This window comes from Enterocloster sp. 210928-DFI.2.20 (assembly GCF_020554465.1).
Classification (GTDB): domain Bacteria; phylum Bacillota; class Clostridia; order Lachnospirales; family Lachnospiraceae; genus Enterocloster; species Enterocloster bolteae.
On the sequence record NZ_JAJCHK010000003.1, the window covers coordinates 189438 to 215529 of the forward strand.

A 26092-nucleotide genomic window follows, 5' to 3' on the forward strand; every position below is an offset into this window, starting at 1 on the left:
TCAAAAGTTCCCTCTTGCAACCAGTTCCCATACTTTTGTAATGGTTCTTGTTATAATACCGTGTGTTATGCAGGATTACTCTGTTTTTTCAGAATCTGTTTTTTCGCCAGCCATAATCATCATGATTTCATTGCTGCGGCTTACAAATGCTGTCATGCGCTCCGGAGCCAGAGGGCCGTGGCTTAAGCTTGCCAGGTCATACAGCTGCTCGCAGATCTTGGATGTATTGGCATCTTCCTTATGACCCAGTACATACTGCACAAGAGGATGGTTGGCATTGAGCACCAGAGTCTCTCCCGTACCCCCGAACATGCCCATATCCATACCGCCCATGCTGTACATCTTCATCATATCCTGCATACGTCTTGTGTCCTCGGATATGGTAATCATGGAAGCCACTCCCGCATTCTTCATCTTCTCAACCTTGATGTCCAGCTTGTCATTGTTCAGGGCTTTTTTGAAGTATTCCGTCAGCTCCTCGGATGTTTTCTTGAACTCCTCATCGTCTTCCTTTACTTCTTCCTTGAACGCCGCGTTAAGGTCCGTATCAATGCGCAGGAACTTAAGGCCTTCCTTCTTCTGCTCCACATGTGAGATAAACGGGCTGTCTATGGCAGCAGGCATAATCACCGCGTCAATGCCCTCTTCCTTAAACATGTTGATGTACTGGCTCTGTTCCTTTTCATTGGTCACATAGAAAATGGTATTCTCATGCTTTTCCTTGTTCTCATCCAGGCAGTCCTGAAGGGTCAGGTATTTGCCCTCCAGGTTCTTGTACAGGATGAAATCTCCCATCTTTTCGGCAAACTTCTCATCCTTGATATATCCGAACTTGATAAAGGGTGCAATGTCGTCCCAATATTTCTCATAATTTTCCCTGTCTGTCTTGCACATGCCGGACAGCTTGTCCGCTACCTTCTTTGTAATGTAATCGGATATCTTCTTCACAAATCCATCATTTTGCAGAGCGCTTCTGGACACGTTAAGAGGCAGATCCGGACAGTCGATGACACCCTTTAAAAGCATCAGGAACTCCGGGATCACTTCCTTGATGTTATCTGCAATGAACACCTGGCTGTTGTACAGCTTGATGGTTCCCTCCAGGCTGTCATACTCCATATTGATTTTCGGGAAGTACAGGATGCCCTTTAAATTAAATGGATAATCCATGTTCAGGTGTATCCAGAACAGCGGCTCCTTGTAATCCCTGAACACCTTGCGGTAGAAGCTCTTATAATCTTCCTCGCTGCACTCATTGGGATGCTTGTTCCACAGAGGATTGGTGTCGTTTAAGGCCACAGGGCGCTTGTTGATTTTATATTTTTCCCTGGAAGGTTCGATTTCCACGGTTTCCTTGGTACCGTCTTCCTTTTCCTTCTCCTCGGTCCTGGCAGGCTCGATTACGGTCTCCACCACGGTATCCTTGTCGGTCAGCTCGTCCTTCTCAATGGTCTCATACTGTGGCTCCGCTGTCTCATTGTCCAGAAAGATATCCACAGGCATGAATGCACAGTACTTCTCAATCACTTCCCTGGCCCTGTACTCGTTGCAGAACTCGGTGCTGTCCTCGTTCAGATATAAGGTAATGGTGGTTCCCACCTCAGCCTTATCCCCTTCCTCCATCTCAAAGTCAATGCCGCCCTCTGATTCCCAGTGGACTGGTTTGGCATCCTTCTGGTAGGACAGGGAGTCAATGGATACCTTGTCGGAAACCATAAACGCAGAATAGAAGCCCAGTCCGAAATGACCGATAATCTGGTCCTCATTGGCTTTGTCCTTGTACTTCTCCATGAAATCCTGAACACCGGAAAATGCAATCTGGTTAATATACTTGTCAATCTCGTCCTCGGTCATGCCAAGTCCATTGTCTGTGATCTTTATGGTCTTGTCATTTGGATTCACGGACACCTGGATTTTGTACTCCAAATCCTCCGGTCTCTCGTACTCGCCCATGAGCTCCAGTTTCTTAAGCTTGGTAATGGCATCGCTGCCATTGCTAATCAGCTCCCTGTAGAAAATGTCATGGTCAGAGTACAGCCATTTCTTGATTACTGGGAAAATGTTCTCGCTTGTAATTGATAAACTGCCTTTCTTTGCCATCTTTTATCCGCCTCTTTCTTATATAATAATAGTTCTTCATGTTTTGCAATGTTTACTCACAAAATACATTTTAGTACGAGACGAATAAAATGTCAATAAAAAATTAGCACTCATTTTTGTTGAGTGCTAATAATCCAGTCTTTGAATGGAAGGATTCATGGCGGTCCGAAGCTCTTTCTCAACTATCATGCTTGATAATATTTTCCGGGAATTGGTGTAAGCTGAATGGGCATCTGCTTTTTCGGCCGCGCTTCCAGCAAAAACGGCACAATCCCATCCTCCGGCAGACGGTTTCCCGGCAGGATCGCCTGCTTGTCGAATTTAAAGGTGACGCACCATGCGTCTGCGCCGTCAGCCAGAGAAGCCCCCAGCGGAAAGCAGAACTCGCTCTGATCGTCCCGCAGGATGTGGATGAACTCCTGACAGTCCGCGGGTACGGCGCTGCTTACTTTCATCTCACTGATTTTCTCCGCCGTGTCCCTCAGCCATTCCACATCGTAAATATGGGGGCTGTCCAGGGCAAATACAAAAACCTCAGGAAGATATTCTCCTGTACCGGGGAGCCAAAGGTCGCTGTTGGCCTGTACCACCGCACCGTAGACCATGGGGGCATTGGCATACTTCTCCCGCCATTTCTCCCTGCCAAAGAAGGGCGCCTTTCCGGCCACATCCCGAAAGAAGCAGCTTTCCGCACTGCGTGGGGTGGAGCGGTAAGGCGTCAGCTTATTCAAATCCGTAGGGACGGCGGCAGCTTTCCGCCGGTCCGCAAATGCGGCCTTGTCCGCCTCCTCCTGCACGGCCATCTCCGTCTGCCTGCCTCGGACAGAGGACATATCATATCCCTTTTTCTCCATCTCAGCAATTTCTTCCTCAGTCATGGCAGCTTCCCAGCCGCCGGCCTCTTTTACCGGGTCAAATCCAAACAGTCCCATGATAATTCTCCTTTTCTATCATTGATTTTACATCAGTACCCACAGCACCGCGCTGCACAGGATAATGACAGCTCCGCCGATTCCCTGCAGGATGCGATACCCTTTTTCTCCAAAGTTCCGATAGACAAAAGCGCGAAAGCCCAATCCATCTTCCCCCTGAGGATCGCAGACCCATTTCCAGCGGAAGATCGCCCCCAGCAGGAACAACGCCCCTGCCATAATAAGAAAGAGCTGCCAGTTTGCTTCCAGAAACGGCATAATCCATTCCATAAATCTAGTGTATAAGCCGCTCATGTGTTTCTCCTTTCCATCCGGCTTATATAAAATCCATATGAAAATCAGCCTGATAAACGGTTCTGTAATTCTTATCTTTATTATCCTTTCAAATCCCACTGCACCGGTACCTGACCAGTCGATGTATGCATTTAATTACTTTTGTTTTCAATTAGTAATTAAGTGAATTATACATAAAAGCCGGAAAAAAAGCAAGACCTGCGCATAGAAAAACAGCGCACCGCTTAAATGGTGCGCTGTTTGTTGTCATTTGTCCGCATCGGCCAGAGAGGCCAGATAACGGGATAGGGCGGTTGCCTGGGCCTTGGCCGTCTGTTCCAGCTCCTCCGGAAAGAAGAAAGGGAGCGACCGGGCCGCCGAGTTATAGATCAGTACCACTGAGAGGATCAGGTTGCCCAGCTCTTTGGGACTGCATTTTTCCTGGGGAATCTGCCAGAGAGCCAGTACCTGTTCATAAAACCGCGCCTGTCCCTGCTGGTAAACCTCAAACTCTACCGGGCTTAAATGTTTATAAACCCACATTTCTTCTTCCTGGGTCATCACAAAGAAATGGTGCTGACGGCTGTGGACCACCATATCCAAAAAATGATAGATAGTCTCCTCCAGACTCATCCCCTTATTTCCCGCAGTGTTCCGTACTTCCCGGAGCAAAAGTGAAATTTCATAGTCGATGATATGGATGACCAGCTCGGCCAGGGAAGTGTAATAATTGCCGTAAAAGAATGGCTTGGAGATGCCTACAGCCTGGAGTATGTCCTGGAGAGTGGTTCCCTTCAGCCCTCGCTGGGACAGCATTTCCAGGCCCACCGTCAGCAAATCCCGCCCCACCTGTTCCCTCTCCACCTTGGTATAGCCCTTCTTTGACATAGCTTCACCGCCTTTTTGTTGAGATACCAACAGTTTACCACAGCAGCGGGGAAATGTCATGCATCCTTGGAGAAATGCCCGGAAAAGTCTGGAAAAAAACCGGAAAAATCCGGAAAAACCATGAGAATACAAGGCGTTTCCGGGGCGCGGCTCATTGTCTCCAATGGCGGCGTAATTCACCAAAGGATGTTACTTTTTATTCCTGTAATAAGACGTAAAAGTCAGTGAAAACACCATAGGTACAACAGCATATCCTGCATTTACCTGTCCTCTGTTATAGAGAACATAGGCAACTCCGGCAAAGGTTAAGATTATAAATATTATACTTAGTGCCAAAGCTATTTTTTTCATTGCCCTCTCCTTATTGCGCACTCTCTCTTGCAGTCTCTTCCGAAAAGAAAACTGCCTTCGTTAAATTACCAAAGATTTCAGCATCCTTTAATTGATGACCATTACCATTAAAGAAAACCTCCGTATTGTTTGCGGATATTTTTATTTCAGTACCATCGTCCAAAACATAGGTGATTATTATAAGCGGTTCATATGTATCCGATGCCGTGGAAAAAGGAACATAATTTAAAAAATTTATTAGTTTAACAGCCAGCTCTTTATTTTCTTCATCAACAAACTCTTTTTTAACTCCGGATTCTGTATCTGTCATTGTCACCTCTTTGATATCTTCCATCCTGGGAGGACGCATAAGAGGCCAGCCTTTTGTAAAGACATATACCATTGAAACAACTGTTACTGATAACACTACAGTCACTAAAGTTCTTAACCATGTGACTTTTTTCATCTGTAACCTCCTTAATTCTTTCGGTTCTTCCATAAATATTCTATTAACCCGATAGAGAACAGGACTGCAAAAAGGAGCACGCCACCCAGCAATGAAATTCTATATGGATTACCGGATATCACCCCGTAAATAATACAAATCAAATCAAAGCCAACCGTAATTACCAGTGCTTTTAAAAATGCAAGTTGTGCGTATCGTTTCATAGAATTCTCCTCCCATGGTATGTGCAGTTTAATCTTCCATCCATTCGTATTACCAAACATCTATCGCTCAATTATATATTGCAATTTTATCATAAAGAGGCGGACTTATATATGTATCTTTCCTTAATTTTTACGGAATTAAAAAGTATCTTATATCATAACAAAAATTTTATTTTCCCTCCCTTCCTTTCTCCCAAAGATACACCATCACATGTTCGCCTTTCGTGTCATATTCGCCATTAAAGCAGAAACCAATCTGTTCATAAAGGCGGATTGCCCTTGTATTATTTTCATACACACTGAGATATACCGTGCTGTCTGAATATTCGGCATGGAGTCTGTCAAGCAAGGCAAGCACGGCCTGCCTCCCATATCCTTTTCCCTGATATCTCTTGTCAATCAGCAGCCGATCCAGCCATAACCGTCCCGGAAAAGGGGAAGGAAAATAGCCGTACATCGCAAAGCCAACCAGTATATCTCCATCATAGATACAAACAGGCCGCCATAGATTTAAGTTGTCCGCTTCTTGTAAGCATTCGCCTACACTTTCGATAAATCCGGACTGTTCAGAAAAGACCGACAGATTTTCGGCTTCCATTCGGTTCTCACTATTTACCGGTTCAAAATGTAATTGATTATTATTTTTCAGATTCATATTAATTCACCTTTCGTTTTAATGTAATATATCCTGATGGGTTTTCCATCTGACGGCAGTTTTGGGGCTGTAATACGTTTCATATAACAGCGTTCATATGTTTTCCTCCCAAAATAAAAAGAGCCGAACAAAACAGTGAACCCGCCAACTGCCTTTTCGATGAAACTGTACGCAGAAACATCAGCAGCAGACCTGTTCAACCTATTTTACTCAGCTCATGCAGGTACGCCTGCATCGCTATAATAAGTAACTATATCAAAATAAACTTAAAATGTCAAAGACAGGATTTATGCAGCGGCCATTATGGATTTCTGCGGCCGCCATTACGGACGCCTATACTGTGAACACATTTTCCGCATCCTATCTGGACACAGCAGGAAGGGGAGTATTGGAAGTATTTAAACAACGACGGCACATATTTGGCCCATACATGGCAATGGATTGATGGAAATTCTGCCCGTTTTGAGGATACGCAAGGAACCCGGCTGATTGGCTTCAGCATTAACGATTATAGAAACTAAGCCGACTATTTCAGAACGGCAGAGGGCACAACAGATGCCAGTTTTCAGGACGGAAATGCTGATGCGGTCCAAACCACATTAAAAGCAACTGTTGTTTTAAGAGATACTAAAGAATACCGTTCTGGCCCATGGAGCCATGTCCAATTGACTGGTTATGTTGGGGACTATCAGAAACACTGGTCAAATGTTCACTGCTTTTTCCAGTCAAATGATTTTGTTTTAACTACTGTAAGGATTTGCAGTACCGGAGCGGAAATGGATGTTGATGGTTTTATGAACAGCCTGGTGAAAAATCGTTATTATGATTCTGTCCGATAAGATATCTGTGTTCCTTAACCGGCCCTGACATGGACGAATAATGAGTCAAAAACGCTCTCCGGATTCTTTTGCACGGAGAGCGTTTTTGATTGGTTGGTTAAGCCCTGTTTTAATTAACCATCAGGATTCTTCCCTCTTTTTCTTACTTATGGCTGTCAGAACAAGGAGCAGACCAGACAACAGCATAGTAAATGTGGTTCCGCCAGTCCCCTGACCGGTTTTCGGCAATGGTGCCAGAGGAACTTCATCTTCATCAATAACAACAGGCGCATCAGGAAGAGAAGCCAATGGCACTTCCTCCGGATTAATGGTTATGCCGGGACCATTAATATCCGGAGTGGCACGGTGTCCGCCTGAATTATCTCCGCCCCCGCCGCCCCCGCCGCCGCTGCCTCCGCCTGGAGTCTCTGGTGTGAAACCATGGCTGTATACATTAGTAAAAATCACGCCTTGTTCCAGATTACTTCCGCCAGCATATACGGCAATCAATGTGTTATTCGATTCATCAAAAATTATTTCATACATCCCCTGATATACGGTATTATCATAAGTCACCTCATTGACAGTGGTACCACCTCCCACTTCAGAGATGGAATACACAACCTGTGTTCCTGTCTCGTCAGCGGCAAGCATGTCTGCCAGTTTAAACCTGGTGTTTTCAAACGGCTTTATAGTAATCCTGTCAACTTCAAAATCATTCTTTTTCAAGGAAAAGGTATATTCATCATCCTCCGAAAAATCACGTCCAGTCAATACCTTTTCACCATTAAATACAACGGTTCCTGATACTGGCGCCGGCTTTTCCAGCTGAAAACCAAATGTGAAACCAAAGTGATTCACCTGATATGCATCAGTTGTATAGTCACCATCCAAAGCCATGACTATATTATTCTCCAATTTATTTGAAGAACCGGATTGAATGTTGGAAAATGCACCTGCAAAGTACGGTTCCATCATAGTGGTGCCATAATCATTACGGCTTCGCATATGGCTTCCAAGTGAATAGGTTGATGCATCCACACTCTCTAAATAATACCGGTCCAGCCCATCCCTATCATAACTATCTGTATTTACAAATAACCGCAGACATGAATTATAAAAATAATTGTAAGCCACTTCGGCTAATTCATAATCCGTTGTACGCGCTCCAACATTCTGGCCCTGAAATCCTATATCCCAATTAGGCGTGGGATTAAATCCAAAAATCTCGGCTATCACATAATCCGGAAACTGGTCAAGCTGTTTTACCTGCAAATCATATTTGTCATTGTAGAAATCAAGATAATACCGGACCAAATCCTCAACTCCGGTATAGTCATGGGATATTCCTTTTGAATCTGTAAATTTGAAATTGTCCAGATTCCATTTGTTATAGGAAGGAACCCTGTCTACTGTGCAGTTGAACAGAGAGGCAAGAGCTGTATTTCCCATGTTCCACACTACAGTTCCTTTAGGAATGATCTGACCGGTATATGAATCGAAGCCAGAATCCTCGCCGTCATTGAGAATTGTATAAACAAAACTATTAGCTTTGTATTGATAATCAAGCTGGGACTTATTAATGATTTTTACATTAAATTGATATTTATCACCTGCCTGTGTCTCATTCCACATATAATCATCTATATTGGGGATAATCTCTTCCATGATATAATCTTGAAGATTAATATTCAGTTCATCGGCGTCCACATTTTCCCCAATGGTAATTTCTATGACTGCCTCAAAATTTTTATAATTAGAATTTAATATTTCATATGAAAATTCGATACCATCTGATGTGGGAGCAAGTATAATCGGATCTGTCTTCCAACTGCTGTCTTCCCAGGATTTATAGGTAGAACCTGCAGCCGCCGACATAACAGAGAAAGCACCTACAGGAGAGAAGCTGTCCGTCTCCATCTCTACCATTCCCTGAGACGCATCTACAACCGCGTCTTTTATCTCTATCTCATATTCCTGCGCACCCTCTGTAAATTCTTTTACATGGAACGCGCCGACCTCACTCTCATTTCCAACTATCTCCGGAACCTGTATGGATACGTTCACCTCATCATTGGGCTGTGTTTCATTTCCAGTGCCATCTATTACAGTTACATCATAAACAGCAATCCAGTCAACCTTTTCACCTGAAGCAGCTAGTTCAGAGTTTAACCTTTCTACAAAGCCATCAGTATCGCTCATAACTTCGGCCTTAACATCCGCAATATTTTCCATGGCTTTTTCCGAACCAGATACTGCTATCACAGCTCCATCGTCCGCTACAGTGGAGACAATGACCCTCTCAGCCATGATATTCAGCTTACTGAGCGTTGTTCTATATGCTTTTGCTGTGGCACAGTTACCAAGACCAACCAAACCACTTATGCCTGTTTTTACAGTGTCATTTTGTGTCTCTTTTTCAGTTCCGTTAGATGGTGTTGCTACCGGCTGTTTTTCCGGCACATCTGTTTCGACTATAGTTTCTGGTACAGTTTCACTGCTTTCTGGTATAGTTTCACTGCTTTCACTATTCCCGGGTGCAGCCGCTGTTTCCTCTGCGGTATCATCCGCTGCTGATGTAATTACTTCCTGTGCTGCTTTTGTTGTGTCATCCGATTTCTCTTCTGATGTACGTTCTGTCTCTTCCTGGTTGCCCGTCTCCGTTGCTTTTTCTGTACTTTTCTCTGTTTTATCAACAACTTCTGATTCTGTATCTGTTTCAGACTCCTTTACCATCTCTGCCTTCGGCAGTTCCGAAACATCTCCGGTTTCACTGTCACCAACTACAGGAGCGTAACGGCGGATAATAGATGCCACTGGCTCACCATCTGCTGCTTCCGGTTCAACTGCTGCCTCCGTCTCCGGAGCTTCTGTTTCTCTTGTCTCTGCTTCTGTTGCTTCCTGAGTTGCTTCCTGAGTTTTTTCCTCAGTAGTTTCCAAATCTGTGGTTGCTTCACCGGTAGGAGCTGCTTCAGCTGCTTCTGTAGAAGTCTCAGTCTCACCCTCTGTCGAAGCCGTGCCTGCCTCTTCTGAAGCAGTCGTATGTTCCTCTGCTGGTGCGCTTGTCTCACTCTCATCCGGAACAACTGTGGTAGTGCCATCTGCGGTTTCTTCTTTAGATGGTACGGTGGAATCAGGAGCTGTCGTCTCCTCTACAGGCTTAGAAATGTAATTAACTTCCTCATCCCCATATGCCGCATCAAAATTCTTTACAGTAATCCGTTTGGTCTTTTTGACCTTTTCTTCTCCATTATCAAACCTTATGATATTGGTGGTGCAGCTAATGGTATCTTCCCCGTTGTTCACATATAAAAAAATAATCTCTTCAGCACCTGTTACCATATACATATCATCAGCATCTTCCGGCACTCGTATGAACACTCTTAACTCCACATCCACACTTCCGCCTTCCGGTTCCGGGAATACTTCCATTAATTTTCCCTCTCCGAAAAACATGCTTTCGAATTCTGCAACCTTTCCATTGGTAAAATCAAGGTCACTGACAGACACCTGATTATCACTGACAATAGACTCCCGGACTGCATTCAGCAACTTGGTACCATCCATCGTAAATGCAACAGTTTCTGCCGAGTCTGCCGCATAAACAGTATTTATTCCGGTACCCGCATTTGTTAGTACCATAGCTGCCGCAAGCAGGAACGCTAACCACCGTTTCTGTAAATCATATAATGTCCTCATTCTTCCCCCACCCCTTTTTTGACTGTTCACCCTGTCACTCCTCTCATTATCTTTATCACCTGTATCATCTGGGATAAATCCGTAATCAACTAAATTTAGTCTACCAAATTTGGGTTACAACCAGGTAACAAAATGAGATTTAATGAAAATTTGATAATAGCATCAATCCACATACATAAAAAGGGTCTAACCAGAGCAGTTACTTCCATAATCATAAAAAAAGTGTAAGAGGTAAAGCACGAATGGTGCGTTTTATCTCTTACACTTATATCCCTTTTTTACGGAAGGAAATCCCTGATTTTCTTGCTTTTAGAAGGATTACGAAGCTTTCTGAGAGCCGCTGTCTCAATTTGCCGAATGCGCTCCCTGGTCACGTTGAACCGTTTCCCCACTTCCTCCAGGGTCAGGGGATGCCCGGTCTCCAGGCCGAAACGCAGAATGATGACCTCACGCTCCCGTGGATTCAGCCCCTGAAGCATGCTGTCAATCTCCTCCCGCAAAAGAAAACTCTCTGCCTTATCCTCTGTGGAGGCATTGGCGTCATCTGCCACAAAATCCCCCAGATTGGAGCCTTCCTCGTCACCTACCGGGGTCTCCAGGGATACGGTATCTCCCGATGCCTGAATCAGCTCCGCCACTCTTTTCCCGGACATGTTTACTTCCTCAGCCACTTCCTCCATAGACGGTTCACGTCCCAGCTTCACAGACAGGCTGCGCTGGGCACGGCGGATTTTATTTACCGCCTCCACCATGTGGACCGGAAGCCGGATGGTCCTGGACTGGTCCGCCAGGGACCTGGTAATGGACTGCTTCACCCACCATGTGGCATAGGTGCTGAGCCTGTAACCTTTGGCATAGTCAAACTTTTCCACTGCTTTCATAAGCCCCAGATTCCCCTCCTGAACCAGGTCCAGAAAACTCATACCCCTGCCGGTATATCGTTTGGCAATGCTGACCACCAGGCGCAGGTTAGCCTCCACCAGCTTGCGGCCCGCTTCCACATCACCTTCTGACTTGCGTCTTGCAAGGTCTGATTCCTCCTCCGGTGTAAGCAGTGCAATGGAACCAATCTCTTTTAAGTATTCACGGATTGGGTCTGCTGTGGACACGCCTTCCAGAAGCCGCTCCTGGCCATATCCGTCGTATTCCTCCTCTTCCTCATCCCCGCCGGAAACCATACTGCCGCCATCCAGCATCTCATCCGGATCCAGGCGGTCTCTTCCCCATCTGAATTCCTCCTTCGCCAGAGACGGCTGGTCCAGCTCGGCATCATCGTCTAAAAGAAAGTCCCCCTCCGGCAATTCCTCTTCCGGTTCCTCGGGAGCCTGTATGTGGACACCCTTGCGCTCCAGCTTCAGATAGACATCCTCCATCTCTTCCGGCGTCATCTGAACATCCCGGAAATGGTCCAGCACCTGGGTCATCTCCAGACGACCTTCCTGGGCGGCCGCTTCACCGACCAGCTGTTCCAGTCTCTTAGACAATTCCATTTTATCCATATGTTATCCTCCCCCTTCTCCTGGGACATACTAAATATAGGTACTGTATTGCGTAAATCCCTCTTTAAACAGCGGGGCTTACGCAGCACAGTACCGTTACTGGGTCTGCGGGTACGTTAGGTACATACTATCTCATGGGAACGCATAAACTTTGCTACTGCCTTATCCCACTCATTTTCCAGGGTCTTGTCCATGGTAAAAAGGTGCAGCGAAGTTCCCGTCACACAATATAATGCTCCGTCTTCGTAACGGATATTCAGATAAAGTCCCTGTATCTGCTCACTGCTTATCCCGCTTCCGGAAGTGGAAGCGAATTTTTCCGTGTCCGAAGGAGGAAGCAGCAGGACGATATGGAAACTCCCCGGCAGCTTTTTTCCTTTTATTAGTGAAAAACATACGGGGCGAAGCACTTTCCAGGAGGAAAAGAATTCAATCTGGTTCTCCTCCAGCTCTTCATCTGTATAATATCCCTGTCTGATGTGTCCGTCGATGGAAAAATTGTTGTAGGTGACAATGTTCACTTCCTTAACCAGGAAGCTGTCAAAATCTTCCTTCAGGAACAGTTTGGATGTAAATGTCTTTACATCCTCTACTTTCAATGCAATCATAACCTTCTCCTGCCCTGGGTTACACCACAGGTTTCCAAATTCTTACTCAATTATACAGTTTTTGACTATTGACGTCAAATAGAAACTGTGGGGATTTTTTTACTGAGTTCTTTATGGGGGTGCGGGGGTATGTTCTGATATGTTCTGATATACTCTGATATTCTCTGATATAATTTGATATGATCTGATTGATTTACTTTAACATATGTCTGTTTATTTTCATAGTGTCATAATATCGACTATATGTTATTTGTTACAGCACCTCCACAACCTCAAAGCGTTCAAACGTAATAGGTGTCTGATCGGTAAAAGTATAACCGCGCTTGGCAGCGTCCCGTGTCCAATAGCGTATATTGCCCGATTTCCATTGTTCAAAGTTTTCGTCCTCACCCTCAAGTTTTACCATATCCCAAGTCAGGCCGCAAAACCTGACGGTTTCAACATGCACTGTCTTAATCACACAAGCCGGAGTGCTCCGACCGTCAAGTACCAGTGATAAATCACCAACGCTTGGCGCCTGCTCATCCTCCAATATAACCGAAACTGTTGCCGTTTTCTTTCCGGCAAGTACCAGGGCTAAAAGTTCGTCTGCCATTTCGGGGCTATCGCCAAAGGAAAAGCGTTCAAAATAACCTCTATCTGTGTTTTTCATTCCTATTCTCCTCTTCTGTAAATGTATTTTTTCGTTCGCCTTTTCGTTCCCCTTTTCCGCCAAAGGCACTGTTTACCAATAAAATGCTCTTAAATAGTTGGGTAGTCTGGAGATTAATGATTTCCTGTTATTGTCTGATAAAATGCTGAGTCTGTCTTGTAAATGCCCTGATAGGGCTGTTCAATGTAATAATCATTTTTTTCTAAATAGACAAACAGTGTGCTTTTTGCATCTTCTGTGTTTATATCAATTTTTATATACTCATCAGCTTGTGGTATATCCTGTACGGATTCTTTCGCTGTTGCTTGTGCATTGTTCATAGACGATATACATTGGCTTATCCACTCACTGTCAGAATATTTTTCCGTTTCTTCTCCAACCGTTACATCAATTGACTGTATGGTGCTTTCCTCTGGTAAGCTAATCGGATTTGCATTTTTTTGTGAACAACCGGCTGAAGAACAGGCCATAATACCAGCAATAAGAAAACTTAATATCTTTTTCATAAAAATTCCTCCATAAATTCTGTTTGTCGAGTGCACTTTATCAGCCTACTATGAATATTCTTGTTCCTTCCACTCTAATTTTTAATGTTGAATCTGTCAAGTGGATTCATCTGCTCTTGTTATGACTATTGTGTCCATGTGTTGTCTTTATGATTGTGTGTTTGCTTTATGATTTTATGCTTTATGATTCTATTTTTTATGATATCACTCTGTCCGTCAGCTTTGGCGGCTCTTGGCGGTTCCGTGAGTTCGCAGTGCTGCCATCTTGAATCCGCTGCGCTCCTTCAAGATGGACGGCTGGCGCCGTATGCATAGAGACACGGAAGGCCGGGAGGGTAAGCGAGCTTGCCCTCCCGGCCTTCCGTGTCTCTATGCGCACTGCTTGTAGCTAGGCCAGGTTTGTATACCCCATCATATCACGGTCTACGGCTTTGGCGGCTTCACGGCCTTCTTGTATGGCCCATACGACCAGGGACTGGCCTCTGTGCATGTCGCCGGCTGTGAATATCTGGTCTGCGCTGGTGCGGTAGGTGCCGGGTTCTGTGGCTGCATTTGTCCTGGCGTCCAGGTCTATGCCGAAGGCGTCTGCCACGTAGGCCTGGGCTCCTGTGAAGCCGGCGGCTATGAGCACCAGATCGGCAGGAATTTCACGCTCGCTGCCTTCCACAGCTGCCATGATGGTGCGGCCTGTTTCCTCGTCTTTTTTGGGAACCAGGTTTGTGATTATGGCTTTGCACACCTTGCCTTCCCCGTCTTTTATGAATTCCTTTACAGTGGTCTGGTACTGCCTTGGGTCTGAACCGAATATGCTTATGGCTTCCTCCTGGCCGTAATCTGTTTTGAGGATTCTGGGCCATTCCGGCCAGGTGTTGTTCTCCGCCCGCTCTGCGGGAGGCTTGGGCATCATCTCCAGTTGGGTGACTGAGACGCAGCCGTGCCGGATGGATGTGCCTGCACAGTCATTTCCAGTGTCTCCGCCTCCGATTACCAGCACATGCTTATCCTTTGCCGATATAAAACTTCCGTCCTCCAGTCCGGAATCCAGCAGGCTCTTTGTGGTGGCTTTCAGAAAATCCACCGCAAAGTATATGCCTGCACTGTCCCTGCCCGGCACGTCGATATCCCTTGGGTTGGAGGCCCCGCAGGCCAGGATGATGCGGTCAAATTCCTTCCTGATTTTGCCGGCCCGGTAATTCCTGCCCACATCCGCTCCCGTCACAAAGGTGATTCCCTCCTTCTTCATCACATCTACCTTGCGCTCAATCACCCATTTTTCCAGCTTCATATTGGGTATGCCGTACATCAGCAGGCCGCCCACACGGTCGTTCCGCTCAAATACTGTGACGCTGTGCCCCCGTTTGTTCAGCTGGTCCGCAGCTGCCAGCCCCGCGGGACCGGATCCGATAACCGCCACCTTTTTTCCGGTGCGGATGGAGGGCGGATTAGGGAGGGCATATCCGCTGCTGTATGCTTTTTCAATGATAGCTCTCTCATTTTCTTTTATGGTCACTGCATCTCCGTACAGACTGCAGGTGCAGGCCGCTTCGCAGGGTGCCGGACATACCCTGGAGGTGAACTCCGGGAAGCTGTTGGTTTTTTTTAGCCGGTTGTATGCCTGTTTCCAGTTGCCGGTATACACCAGATCATTCCATTCAGGCACCAGATTGTGCAGGGGGCATCCGCTGACCATCCCTCCAATCATCATGCCTGACTGGCAGAAGGGCACACCGCAGTCCATACACCTGGCCCCCTGGCGTCTCTGTTCCTCCTCGCTTAAGGAAGCGTGAAACTCATTCCAGTTTTTAATCCGATCCTCAGGAGTTTTCCCCCTTCCCACTTCTCTCTCATATTCCAAGAATCCTGTTGATTTACCCATGTTTGTTCTGCCTCCTTACCCTCTTAAATTGGCGTAAAATGCCTCAATCTGCGCCTGTTCACTGTTCAGTCCCTTTTCCTCCATCTGCACAATGGCATTCATCATGCGCCGGTAATCATGGGGAACAACCTTCTTGAACATAGGCAGGTATTCACTGAAATGCTCCAGGATCCGCCTGCCTTTCAGAGAGTTGGTACAGGCCACATGTTCTTCAATCAGGCCTTTCAGTTCCAGTACATCATATTTGCCGGTCACTTCCTCGAAGGATACCAGCTCCTTATTGAGGCGCTTGTAAAAGCTGCGGTCCTCGTCCAGCACATAGGCGATGCCGCCGCTCATGCCGGCCCCGAAGTTCTTGCCCGTGGCTCCCAGCACCACCACGCAGCCGCCTGTCATATATTCACAGCCATGGTCTCCCATGCCCTCCACCACAGCGGTGGCACCTGAATTCCGGACGCAGAAGCGCTCCCCTGCGATTCCGTTTATGAAAGCCTTTCCGCTGGTGGCTCCATATAGGGCCACATTGCCGATTATGATATTCTCCTCAGCCTGAAAGAGCACGCCTTTCGGAGGAAATACCACCAGCTTGCCTCCGGAAAGTCCCTTGCCGAAATAGTCATTGGAATCCCCTGCCAGCTCCAGGGTCAGTCCCCTTGGGATAAATGCGCCAAAGCTCTGTCCCCCGCTTCCGCTGCAGCTGACGGTAAATGTATCGTCAGAAAGCCCTTCCGGGTATTTCCTGGTTATCTCGGAGCCGAATATGGTCCCCAGGGCACGGTTCACATTGGTCACCTCCACCTGAATGCGCTTTTTCTGGCCGTTTCCAAGAGCGCTCTTAAATTTTCTCAAAAACACCTGCTCATCCATGGTATCCTCCAGACGGAAATCAAAGACCTGTTTCCCGCTGTATCCGGCCACCTTCTGACCTTCATAAGGGTTATCCAGTATCCTTCTTAAATCCACCTGATTGGCCCGGCCAAGGGGAAGGTTCTCACGCCTCTTTAGAAGGTCTGTACGCCCCACCAGATCATCCACAGTGCGCACACCCAGCCTTGCCATGTACTCGCGCAGCTCCTGCGCTATGAACAGCATGAAGTTCACCACATACTCCGGTTTGCCCCTGAAACGCTTTCTCAGCTCCGGGTTCTGGGTGGCAATGCCCATAGGACATGTATCCAGGTTGCAGACACGCATCATCACGCATCCCAGGGTCACTAACGGCGCCGTGGCAAAGCCGAATTCCTCCGCCCCCAGCATACAGGCCATTGCCACATCCCTTCCGGTCATAAGCTTTCCGTCCGTCTCCAGAATCACCTTGTCGCGAAGTCCGTTCATAATCAGGGTCTGATGGGCCTCTGCCACACCCAGCTCCCACGGAAGTCCTGCGTTGTAAATGGAATTCCTGGGGGCGGCTCCTGTCCCTCCGTCATAGGCTGAGATCAGGATTACCTGGGCCCCGGCCTTGGCCACGCCGGCGGCCACGGTTCCCACTCCAGCCTCAGATACCAGCTTGACGGATATCCTGGCCCTGGTATTGGAATTCTTTAAATCATATATGAGCTGGGCCAGATCCTCGATGGAATAGATGTCATGATGGGGCGGAGGCGATATAAGGCTTACTCCCGTGGTAGAGTGTCTGGTTTTTGCCACCCACGGATAGACCTTGCCTCCGGGCAGCTGGCCGCCCTCGCCCGGCTTTGCTCCCTGGGCCATCTTTATCTGAATCTCCTGGGCGCTTACCAGGTATCGGCTGGTAACCCCAAAACGCCCGGAAGCCACCTGTTTGATGGCGGAACAGCGGTTGTTCCCTGCCGGCCCGGGAATCAGGCGGTCCAGGCTCTCCCCGCCCTCTCCTGTGTTGGATTTGCCGTGAATACGGTTCATCGCTATGGCCAGGCATTCATGGGCTTCCCGGGAGATGGACCCATAGGACATGGCCCCTGTCTTAAAACGCCTGACAATGGATTCCACAGACTCCACCTGTTCCAGCGGGATGCCTCCGTCCTCAGGAAACTTAAAATCCATCAGGGAGCGCAGATGGTACATCTTATCTTCTCTGTCCACCTGGGCCGTATATTGTTTAAAGATATCATAATTACCCGACCTGGCTGCATCCTGAAGGAGATGGATGGTCAGCGGATTATAAAGGTGATCCTCCTCACCGGAGCGGGACTTGTGACTGCCCGCGCTTTCCAGGGTCAAATCCACATCCAGCCCCAGAGGGTCAAAGGCAGCGGAGTGAAGGACGTCCACATCCCCCGCAATGTCCTTTAATGTAATACCTCCCACACGGCTCACAGTGTCCGTAAAATATTTATCCACCACATCCTTTGAGATGCCGATGGCCTCAAAAATCTGGGCGCCCTGATAGGACTGGATGGTGGAAATGCCCATCTTGGAGGCAATCTTCACAATGCCGTGAAGCACAGCCAGATCATAGTCGCAGACAGCCGCGTAATAGTCCTTGTCCAGCATGCCGGAATCAATCAGGGAACGAATGGACTCATGGGCCAGATAGGGGTTGACGGCACAGGCCCCGTACCCCAGAAGGGCGGCAAAATGATGGACCTCCCTTGGCTCGCCGCTTTCCAGTATCAGAGCCACGCTGGTGCGTTTCTTGGTCCTTACCAGATACTGCTGCAGGGCTGATACAGCCAGCAGGGAGGGGATGGGTACGTGGTTCTCATCAATATCCCGGTCTGAGAGTATGATGATATTGGCACCGTCCTTGTGAGCCCTGTCCGCCTCCAGGAACAGGCGGTCAATGGCCTTTTCCAGGGAGGTATTCTTATAATAGGTAATGGGAATTACCTCCACTTTGAACCCAGGCTTCTTCATGTTCTTAATTTTAAGTAAATCCAACTCTGTCAGGATGGGATTCTCCACTTTTAGGATTTTGCAGTTTTTTGCGGCCTCCTCCAGAATATTGCCCTCCTCGCCTACGTAGACGGTTGTGGATGTCACGATTTCCTCACGTATGGCGTCAATGGGCGGATTGGTCACCTGGGCAAAAAGCTGCTTAAAATAGTTGAATAAGGGCTGGTGCTTCTTGGAAAGCACGGCCAGGGGGCTGTCCACACCCATGGCGGACACTGCCTCTGCCCCGTTAAGAGCCATGGGGAGAATCATGGTCTTATACTGCTCATATGTGTAACCGTATGTTTTCTGAAGCCTCAGACGTTCTTCATCCTTCATGGCGGGTATGCATTTGTTTGGCACCGGCAGGTCCTTTATGCTCCACAGGTTGGAATCCAGCCACTCCCCGTATGGGTTGCGGAACGCATAGTAGTGCTTAAGCTCATCGTCATCAATAAGCCTTCCCTGCTTTGTATCCACCAGCAGCATTTTTCCGGGGCGCAGGCGGTCCTTTTTCACCACCTTAGTCTGGTCAATGTCTATGGCTCCCACCTCAGAGGCCAGTATCATATAGCCGTCCTCTGTTATGTAATACCGGGAGGGACGAAGCCCGTTTCGGTCCAGCACAGCCCCCACCACGTCGCCGTCCGTAAACAGGATGGAAGCAGGTCCGTCCCATGGCTCCATCATGGTGGCATAATACCGGTAGAAATCCTTGATTTCGCTGTCCATGTACTTGTCGTTTTCCCAGGGCGCGGGGATGGTGACCATGACGGCCAGGGGCAGGTCCATGCCGCTCATAACCATAAATTCCAGGGCATTGTCCAGCATGGCGGAATCAGAGCCTTCCTGGTTTATAATGGGCAGCACCTTGTGCATGTCGTATCTGAAATACTCGGATTCCATGTTCTCCTCCCTGGCCACCATCTTATCCACATTGCCGCGGATGGTATTGATTTCACCGTTGTGGACAATAAGGCGGTAGGGATGGGCCCGCATCCAGCTGGGATTGGTGTTGGTGCTGAATCTGGAATGTACAATAGCAATGGCTGACTTATAATCTTCATCCTGGAGATCCGAAAAAAACAGCCTCAGCTCACCCACCAGAAACATACCTTTATAGACAATGGTCCTGCTGCTTAAGGATACCACATAGGTGTCTTCATTGCTCTGCTCAAAAACACGGCGGGCAATGTAAAGCTTTCTGTCAAAATCCAGTCCTGCCTTCATTCCGGCGGGCTTGCCCACAAAGCCCTGGGCAATATAGGGCATCACGTCCACGGCCTTCCTGCCGAGAATTTCAGGCGCAGTGGGTACCTCTCTCCATCCCAGGAAGGTCATACCCTCTTTGCGCACAATAATCTCAAACATCTTCATGGCCTGGCTGCGGATCAGTTCATCCTGGGGGAAGAAAAACATACCCACGCCATACGCTCTCTCGTCTCCTATCTGAAAGCCCAGGTGTTCAGTCACCTTCTTAAAAAATCCGTGGGAAATCTGGAGCATGATACCCACGCCGTCTCCTGTCTTGCCCTCAGCGTCTTTTCCTGCCCTGTGTTCCAGATTTTCAACAATATGAAGGGCCTGGTCCACTGTGCGGTGGCTCCTTATCCCCTTTATATTGGCCACTGCGCCGATGCCGCAGTTATCATGCTCAAAACGTGGTTCATACAGTCCTGGCTGTTTCTGTTTGGATTCCATAGGTCTTTCTTCCTTTCTTTGCAAAAATGGGGGGGATTTGATAAACTAATTTCAAAACAAAAAAGGCGGCACCTGTCTCTAGGTACCGCCTGCGGTCATTCTTGTGAATTTCATTTAATTATGTTACTGCAAAAGGCAGATTACATCTCGCCTAATCCGCTCTCAATGGCCTCGGTCAGGGTCTTCATAGCCTCTTCCTCGTCCTCGCCGTCACAAATCAGGTTAATCTCAGTGCCGCACTTAATTCCGGCTGCCATAACGTTCAGAACGCTCTTAGCAACAATCTTCTTCTCCCCACATTCAATTGTGATGTCGCTCTTGAACTTCATAGCTGTCTGTGAAAGAACTCCTGCTGGTCTTAAGTGTAATCCGGATGGATTTACAACCGTTAATGTTTTGCTGATCATAATACACTCTCCTTATTCACTATTTTGTACTCTGGACACTGCCACTGCCCATGTCCCTTATGAAAGATTCTATTACATCTGACTTCCTATGTCAAGTTAATCGGAAAAATCCTAAGCAACTTTTTCACAATCTTGATGTCAGAAAAAAGCTCCGGCATCATTCCTGACCACGCGTGTTCATTCGTACGAAGGAACTTTGCAGACGCTGCACGGCAGGCGCTTTTTGTCTTTCAATTGCTTCTGCCCGGGAATAAACACAGCCGCAGTAATCCTGACGGTAAAGTCCGTACAACGCGGATAATTCCACGGAACGCTTATAGCCGTTTTTCTTCTTGAAATCCGAAACCAGATAAGGAATTCCATACTGCCCGGCCAGTCTGCATCCGATATCATTGAGCCACTGGGCATTCTTTAAAGGGCTGATGGACAGGGTGGTTGTGAAATAATCAAAGTCTCCTGAAACCGCTGCCCTGGCGGCGCGGTCAAGCCGCAGTTCATAGCAGCGGAAGCACCGCTCCCCACCCTCCGGATCCTTCTCATGGCCCCTGGCAACTGAAAAGAATTCCTCCGGTTCATAGCTGCCTGCCAGGAACCTGACCGGCCTTTCCGTCTCCATTTCCCGTATCAGCCGTTCCTGCTCCTTCACCCTGGCCTCATACTCTGTCTCAGGAAAAATATTGGGATTATAATAATACACGGTCACATCAAAATATTGGCTCAGATATTCCAGCACATAGCTGCTGCAGGGAGCACAGCAGCTGTGCAGCAGCAGCTTAGGGACCCGTCCCTCTTCCCGCAGTCCCTCTATAAGCCGGTCCAATTCCTTTTGGTAGTTGCGCTTCTGTCCTGGCTGTGTCATTCCTTTTTTGTCCTTTCCTGAACCCTCTGTTATTTTTACCTGCCAAAAAGAGAGGCCGCCCGTTTACGGCCCCTCTTTTTAAAATACTCCCGAATTTTCTTATCATAACAGCAGGCCCAAACCCCTCTGGGCCTATGCACGGTAAGTCTTACAGGAAATCCCTGATTCGTTTGCTTCTCACCGGATTGCGCAGCTTTCTCAGAGCCTTGGCCTCAATCTGACGGATGCGTTCCCTGGTTACATTGAATTCCTTGCCCACTTCCTCCAATGTACGGGGATGACCGTCTTCCAGGCCGAACCGCAGTACAATGACCTGGCGCTCCCTCTCCTTAAGGTCTCCCAAAAGAGCGTCAATGTGTTCCCGCAGCATCACGGATTCCACATTGCCCTCCGGAGTCACCACATTGTTGTCCGCCACAAAATCACCCAGATTGGAGTCGTCCTCCTCACCAATGGGTGTTTCAAGGGAAGCCGGCTCCCTGGCAATCTGCATGATTTCCATGACCTTATCTTCCGTCATATCAAGAGCCTCTGCCAGCTCTGTCACAGAAGGCTCATAGCCCAGCTCCAGCGTCAGCTTTCTCTGCATCTTGGACATCTTGTTGATGGTCTCTACCATATGCACCGGTACTCGGATTGTCCTCGCCTGATCTGCCAAAGCCCTTGTAACGGACTGGCGGATCCACCATGTAGCATATGTACTTAGTTTGTAACCCTTTGTATAGTCAAACTTTTCCACGCCCTTGATCAGTCCTAAATTGCCCTCCTGTACCAGGTCCAGGAAGCTCATGCCCCTGCCTGTATAGCGCTTTGCAATGCTGACCACAAGACGCAGGTTGGCCTCGATTAACCTCTCCTTTGCAAACTCATCGCCGTCAGCCTTGCGCTGGGCCAAATCAAGCTCTTCGTCTGCCGTAAGAAGGGGCACGGTGCCAATTTCTTTGAGATACATGCGGACCGGGTCCTCTGTTCCGATTCCCTCTAACAGATCCACTGCATCCAGGTCGATTTCTTCCTCTTCTGCATCTTTAATGAAGCTGTCGTCGTCTAAATCCAGGTCCAAATCAATGTCATCAAGCAGAACAGTGTCCTCGGTAAGCATCGCTTCGTCCAGTACGGGAACCACGTCAATGTTGCGGCCCTCCAGGTAACTGTAAATTTGGTCCATCTGTTCCGGTGACAGATTATCCCCGGTAAAAAAATCATTAATCTCCCCTGCATCCAATGTGTTGTGTTTGGTTTTTGCATGTTCGACCAGCTTTTCCAGCTTCTTTAAAAAATCGTCCTTTTCCACTGATAAACGTCCTTTCGCTTAAAGGTAAATGTGGAAACTCCCACAACTTATCATTATATACCATCGAAAACCTTATTTCAACAATTTTCGACATTTATTTTTATTCTATCTGTTTCCGCCCTGATCCCTCTTCCGGATGATTTCTCAACAGAATCTGCACGTTCTCCCTGATATTTCCAATGGTGACCTCGGTCCTGGATCCGCCATACTCGCCATCCAGCACCCAGTCCACCTCCTGTTCCGAAGTAAGGCGTATGGAGGATGTCTTGAACTTATACACATACTCGTTGGGTTCTTCCCTGAGAAACATGTAGGATATGATATTGCTCAAATCCACCGGTGTCCTGGGCATCCGTATGAGCAGCACCTCAAAGAGACCGTCATTGAGGGCCACAGACTGGTTCACCAGCCCCTTAAACCCGCCTACACTGATGGTATTGGTCACCATGCCAAAGGCAAAATCTTCCTCCAGCACCTGTCCGTCCCACTCCACCTTCATATGATAGGGCTTCAGTCCTGCCAGGCTCTTTACGCCTTCCAGCATATAGGCCTGGTGTCCCAAAAGATTCTTCCTGTCCTGGGATGTCAGATAGGACACCTCTGTAAAAGCCCCAAAAGCCGCTATATACATAAAATTCATGTCCTCGCAAAAGGTTCCGGTGTCAATGGCAAAGGGGGTTCCCTCCACAATATCCCAGGCAGCCAGGGGCATGCGTTTTGGTATTCCCAGGCTGGTGGCAAAGTCATTGGTGGATCCGGCAGGAATATAGCCCAGAAGCGGCATTTTCTTAAGCTTCATCATTCCGGATATGGTTTCATTGAGTGTGCCGTCTCCGCCGCTGCACACCACCACATCCACCTTTTTACCCAGCCGGGCCACCACTTCCATGGCATCCTTCTGCTTTTGGGTAACGTGGACACGAAGCTCATATCCGGCCTTGGTGAAAATATCCAGTATTTCCATCAGCTGTCCCTTGATCTGTTCCTTGCCGGAACGGGGATTGAATACAAACAACATTTTTTTCATCCTGCATTCCTCCCTTTCAGTGTAACCATTTTTGTCAATCTTATCCAATGAGCTTTGTATATGCGTTAAATGCATTGGGCAAAGCGTATGTGTGCTCCAGTTCCTCCCTGGATACCATGAAACAGGATAAGGGCTCCTCCTCCTGTGAGAGAACCACCCTGTACCCGGTCATATGCCACTCCACATGTGAAAACACATGCTTTGCCTCCGGCAGCAGCTCCACCGACGCCACCTGCTCCCTGTCAAGTCCCAGCACCTGCGGCACCGTCTCCCCGGAAGTCTTTCCCTCAATGTTGGGAAGCTCGTAAAGGGAGGCCAGCAGTCCCTTGGGAGGGCGCTTGCGTATGGCCACCTTATCCCGGTATTCTATGATAAAAACGGTCCGCTCCTCGATCTTCCTCGCCTTGGCCGGAGATTTGTACGGAATCTCCTTCCACCAGCCGTTCTTTCTTGTAAGGCAGATGGAGGCCAGAGGACACTGGCTGCATCTGGGTTCGCCGCCGGGTATGCACACCAGGGCCCCGATTTCTATGAGACCCTGGTTGTAATGGCTGGCCTCATCCTGCGGCATCACGGCTTTAAGCTCTGCCTCGATGCCAGCCTTCACCGAGGCTTTCTTTATATCCTCCCGGTCCCCCAGGAGCCTGGAAATGACGCGGAGCACATTGCCGTCCACGGCCGGCAGCGGAATGCCGTAGGCAATGGATGCAATGGCCCCTGCTGTATAGCTTCCGATTCCCGGCAGCCGTATCAGTTCATCAAAGGATGCAGGAAGGCAGCCGCCGTATTCTGACATAATCATCTGGGCCGCTGCCTTTAAATTTCTGGCCCGGTTATAATATCCCAGGCCTTCCCACATCTTCATGAGATGATCGTCTTCTGCCTGTGCCAGATGGGACACAGTGGGAAACGCTTCCATGAAGCGCTCAAAATAGGGCTTGACCGCCTCTACCCTGGTCTGCTGGAGCATGATTTCCGATATCCATACCCGGTATGGCTTCGGATCATCCCTCCATGGAAGGGAGCGGGCCCTGGATGAATACCAGGCCAGCAGGGGGCGTTCCACAGCACTGAGACGTTCCCTGCGTCCAAGAGGCATCTCCTCCCTCTCCAGTACCTGGAGGCGGTCATACAAATGTCCTGTATCATACATATCCATATATACCTCTTACCGATACCTCCCCTGAAATGACGGCTGATATGTTTCCGTCCTCCCGTCTGACCAGAAGGCTGCCTTCATTGTCAATGCCCAGGGCCTTTCCTTTGTACTGACCTCTGGGGTCCAGCACCAGGACCTCTCTGTTCAGGTTGACAAGGGCCTTATTGTAGTCATCCCTGAGACCCAACATATCACATGTCTTCATGAAGATATCATAATAATATTCAAAACTGTCCGCCACTGCGGCAATGACTAAGCTGCGCTTAATGCTCCTGCCTGCCTCCAGCTTAAGGGAGGTGGCTGTTGCCCTGATTTCCTCCGGAAAGTCATCTATATTTACATTGATTCCAATACCGGGTATCACATAGCGGATGCATTCCACTTCCGTACTCATCTCCGTGAGGATTCCGCATATCTTCTTGCCATTCAGAACCGCATCGTTGGGCCATTTAATCATGGCCTCAAGTCCCGTGCTCTCCTTCACGCCCCTGACCACTGACAGCCCCGCGATAAGGGTCAGCATGGATGCGCTCATGGGAGACATGACCGGCCTGAGCACCATGCTCATCCAGATGCCTGTACCGGCCGGGGAGACCCAGCTTTTCCCCCTCCGCCCTTTTCCGGCGGTCTGGCGGTCTGCAACCACCAGTGTTCCGTGGGGCGCTCCCTCTTCTGCCAGTTTCCTGGCTCTTATATTGGTGGAATCCGTCTCATCAAAATATTCCAGCCTGGTCCCAATCCACTGCGTGTGCAGCATGGATGCAAGCTCAGCCTGGGTTATGACGTCAGCACCTTCCACAAGCCGGTATCCCCTGTTCCGGACCGCCTCTATTACATATCCTTCTTCCCTCAGTTCACCTACAGCCTTCCAGACAGCAGTGCGGGAAACTCCCAGCATCCCGCACAGCTGCTGTCCGGACAGGTAATCTTCGGTGCTTTTGAGCATCCGCAAAATCTCTGTCTTCATATGCCGCTCCTCTATGCCCAGATACTGATGGCGCTTACGATGCCAAGGACCATAAGACCTGCCGCCAAAGCCAGCTGCAGGATGCTGGCACCGAACTTTTTCTTATCCCTTCCCCTGGTCTTAAGCTCAAATATTCCGTTTACCGCATTTAACAATGCTGCCAGCAAAAACACCAGAGGGAAAAGCATATGATTTCCCTCCGGGTTAATGAATGACAGCACAGCCAGGATTACAATGGCAATCCCAAGTATCAGGTGCACCATGTCCAGGAATACCCCGGAATGGCGTTCACTCCGTCCTCTCTGTCCCTGCATATA

General features: G+C 48.3%; 22 protein-coding genes. All 22 read right to left on the reverse strand.

The features are described from left to right. Positions 1-75 precede the first annotated feature (75 nt). Entirely contained in the window at positions 76-2100 is a 2025-nt protein-coding gene (htpG, locus tag LI015_RS05280) for a molecular chaperone HtpG (RefSeq protein WP_002564767.1), read from the reverse strand. Between the two features lie 185 nt (positions 2101-2285). After that, positions 2286-3032, reverse strand: a complete 747-nt coding sequence (locus LI015_RS05285) for a hypothetical protein (protein WP_227124277.1) — start codon at positions 3030-3032, stop codon at positions 2286-2288. Positions 3033-3059: 27 nt separating this feature from the next. Further along, positions 3060-3326 (reverse strand): immunity 17 family protein, encoded by a 267-nt coding sequence (locus LI015_RS05290; protein WP_119204595.1) that lies wholly within the window; start codon positions 3324-3326, stop codon positions 3060-3062. Between the two features lie 246 nt (positions 3327-3572). Further along, the gene (locus LI015_RS05295; RefSeq protein WP_002572555.1) at positions 3573-4193 is read right to left on the reverse strand and encodes a TetR/AcrR family transcriptional regulator; all 621 of its coding nucleotides are present in this window, start codon (positions 4191-4193) and stop codon (positions 3573-3575) included. A gap of 189 nt (positions 4194-4382) precedes the next feature. Then, the gene (locus tag LI015_RS05300; protein ID WP_002564771.1) at positions 4383-4544 is read right to left on the reverse strand and encodes a hypothetical protein; all 162 of its coding nucleotides are present in this window, start codon (positions 4542-4544) and stop codon (positions 4383-4385) included. A gap of 10 nt (positions 4545-4554) precedes the next feature. Continuing rightward, positions 4555-4989: a hypothetical protein gene (locus tag LI015_RS05305; RefSeq protein WP_002564772.1), complete on the reverse strand. Its 435-nt coding sequence runs from the start codon at positions 4987-4989 to the stop codon at positions 4555-4557. Positions 4990-5000: 11 nt separating this feature from the next. After that, complete coding sequence (locus tag LI015_RS05310; protein WP_119204561.1) at positions 5001-5192, reverse strand: hypothetical protein; 192 nt, start codon at positions 5190-5192, stop codon at positions 5001-5003. A 169-nt stretch (positions 5193-5361) separates the two neighbouring features. Further along, positions 5362-5847, reverse strand: a complete 486-nt coding sequence (locus tag LI015_RS05315; RefSeq protein WP_117626197.1) for a GNAT family N-acetyltransferase — start codon at positions 5845-5847, stop codon at positions 5362-5364. Between the two features lie 959 nt (positions 5848-6806). After that, positions 6807-10364: a doubled motif LPXTG anchor domain-containing protein gene (locus tag LI015_RS05320; protein WP_227124278.1), complete on the reverse strand. Its 3558-nt coding sequence runs from the start codon at positions 10362-10364 to the stop codon at positions 6807-6809. A 278-nt stretch (positions 10365-10642) separates the two neighbouring features. Continuing rightward, complete coding sequence (locus LI015_RS05325) at positions 10643-11863, reverse strand: sigma-70 family RNA polymerase sigma factor (RefSeq protein ID WP_002564777.1); 1221 nt, start codon at positions 11861-11863, stop codon at positions 10643-10645. Between the two features lie 116 nt (positions 11864-11979). Further along, positions 11980-12471: a DUF5721 family protein gene (locus tag LI015_RS05330; RefSeq protein WP_002564778.1), complete on the reverse strand. Its 492-nt coding sequence runs from the start codon at positions 12469-12471 to the stop codon at positions 11980-11982. 253 nt (positions 12472-12724) lie between these two features. After that, entirely contained in the window at positions 12725-13123 is a 399-nt protein-coding gene (locus LI015_RS05335; protein WP_195631687.1) for an ASCH domain-containing protein, read from the reverse strand. A 113-nt stretch (positions 13124-13236) separates the two neighbouring features. Then, positions 13237-13629: a DUF5301 domain-containing protein gene (locus tag LI015_RS05340; protein ID WP_118017988.1), complete on the reverse strand. Its 393-nt coding sequence runs from the start codon at positions 13627-13629 to the stop codon at positions 13237-13239. A gap of 388 nt (positions 13630-14017) precedes the next feature. Continuing rightward, positions 14018-15505 carry a glutamate synthase subunit beta gene (locus LI015_RS05345; RefSeq protein ID WP_002564781.1) on the reverse strand — a complete coding sequence of 496 codons (1488 nt, stop codon included), beginning with the start codon at positions 15503-15505 and terminating at the stop codon, positions 14018-14020. Between the two features lie 15 nt (positions 15506-15520). Continuing rightward, entirely contained in the window at positions 15521-20062 is a 4542-nt protein-coding gene (gene gltB / locus LI015_RS05350; RefSeq protein WP_227124279.1) for a glutamate synthase large subunit, read from the reverse strand. A 140-nt stretch (positions 20063-20202) separates the two neighbouring features. After that, entirely contained in the window at positions 20203-20469 is a 267-nt protein-coding gene (locus tag LI015_RS05355) for an HPr family phosphocarrier protein (protein WP_002564783.1), read from the reverse strand. A 157-nt stretch (positions 20470-20626) separates the two neighbouring features. Then, a complete protein-coding gene (locus tag LI015_RS05360) occupies positions 20627-21328 on the reverse strand; it encodes an epoxyqueuosine reductase QueH (RefSeq protein ID WP_002572562.1) in 702 nt (233 codons plus the stop codon). Positions 21329-21476: 148 nt separating this feature from the next. Further along, positions 21477-22622, reverse strand: coding sequence for an RNA polymerase sigma factor RpoD (gene rpoD / locus LI015_RS05365; protein ID WP_002564785.1), 1146 nt, complete (start codon positions 22620-22622; stop codon positions 21477-21479). A gap of 100 nt (positions 22623-22722) precedes the next feature. Further along, the gene (locus LI015_RS05370) at positions 22723-23649 is read right to left on the reverse strand and encodes a diacylglycerol/lipid kinase family protein (RefSeq protein WP_002564786.1); all 927 of its coding nucleotides are present in this window, start codon (positions 23647-23649) and stop codon (positions 22723-22725) included. Positions 23650-23689: 40 nt separating this feature from the next. Next, positions 23690-24808, reverse strand: a complete 1119-nt coding sequence (mutY, locus tag LI015_RS05375; protein ID WP_117626194.1) for an A/G-specific adenine glycosylase — start codon at positions 24806-24808, stop codon at positions 23690-23692. Beyond that, on the reverse strand, positions 24795-25775 hold the full coding sequence (locus LI015_RS05380; protein ID WP_227124280.1) for a biotin--[acetyl-CoA-carboxylase] ligase: 981 nt from the start codon (positions 25773-25775) through the stop codon (positions 24795-24797). Before LI015_RS05380 ends, mutY begins: the two co-directional genes overlap by 14 nt. Positions 25776-25786: 11 nt before the next feature. After that, complete coding sequence (locus LI015_RS05385) at positions 25787-26089, reverse strand: DUF6637 family protein (protein WP_002564789.1); 303 nt, start codon at positions 26087-26089, stop codon at positions 25787-25789. Between the last annotated feature and the right edge of the window lie 3 nt (positions 26090-26092).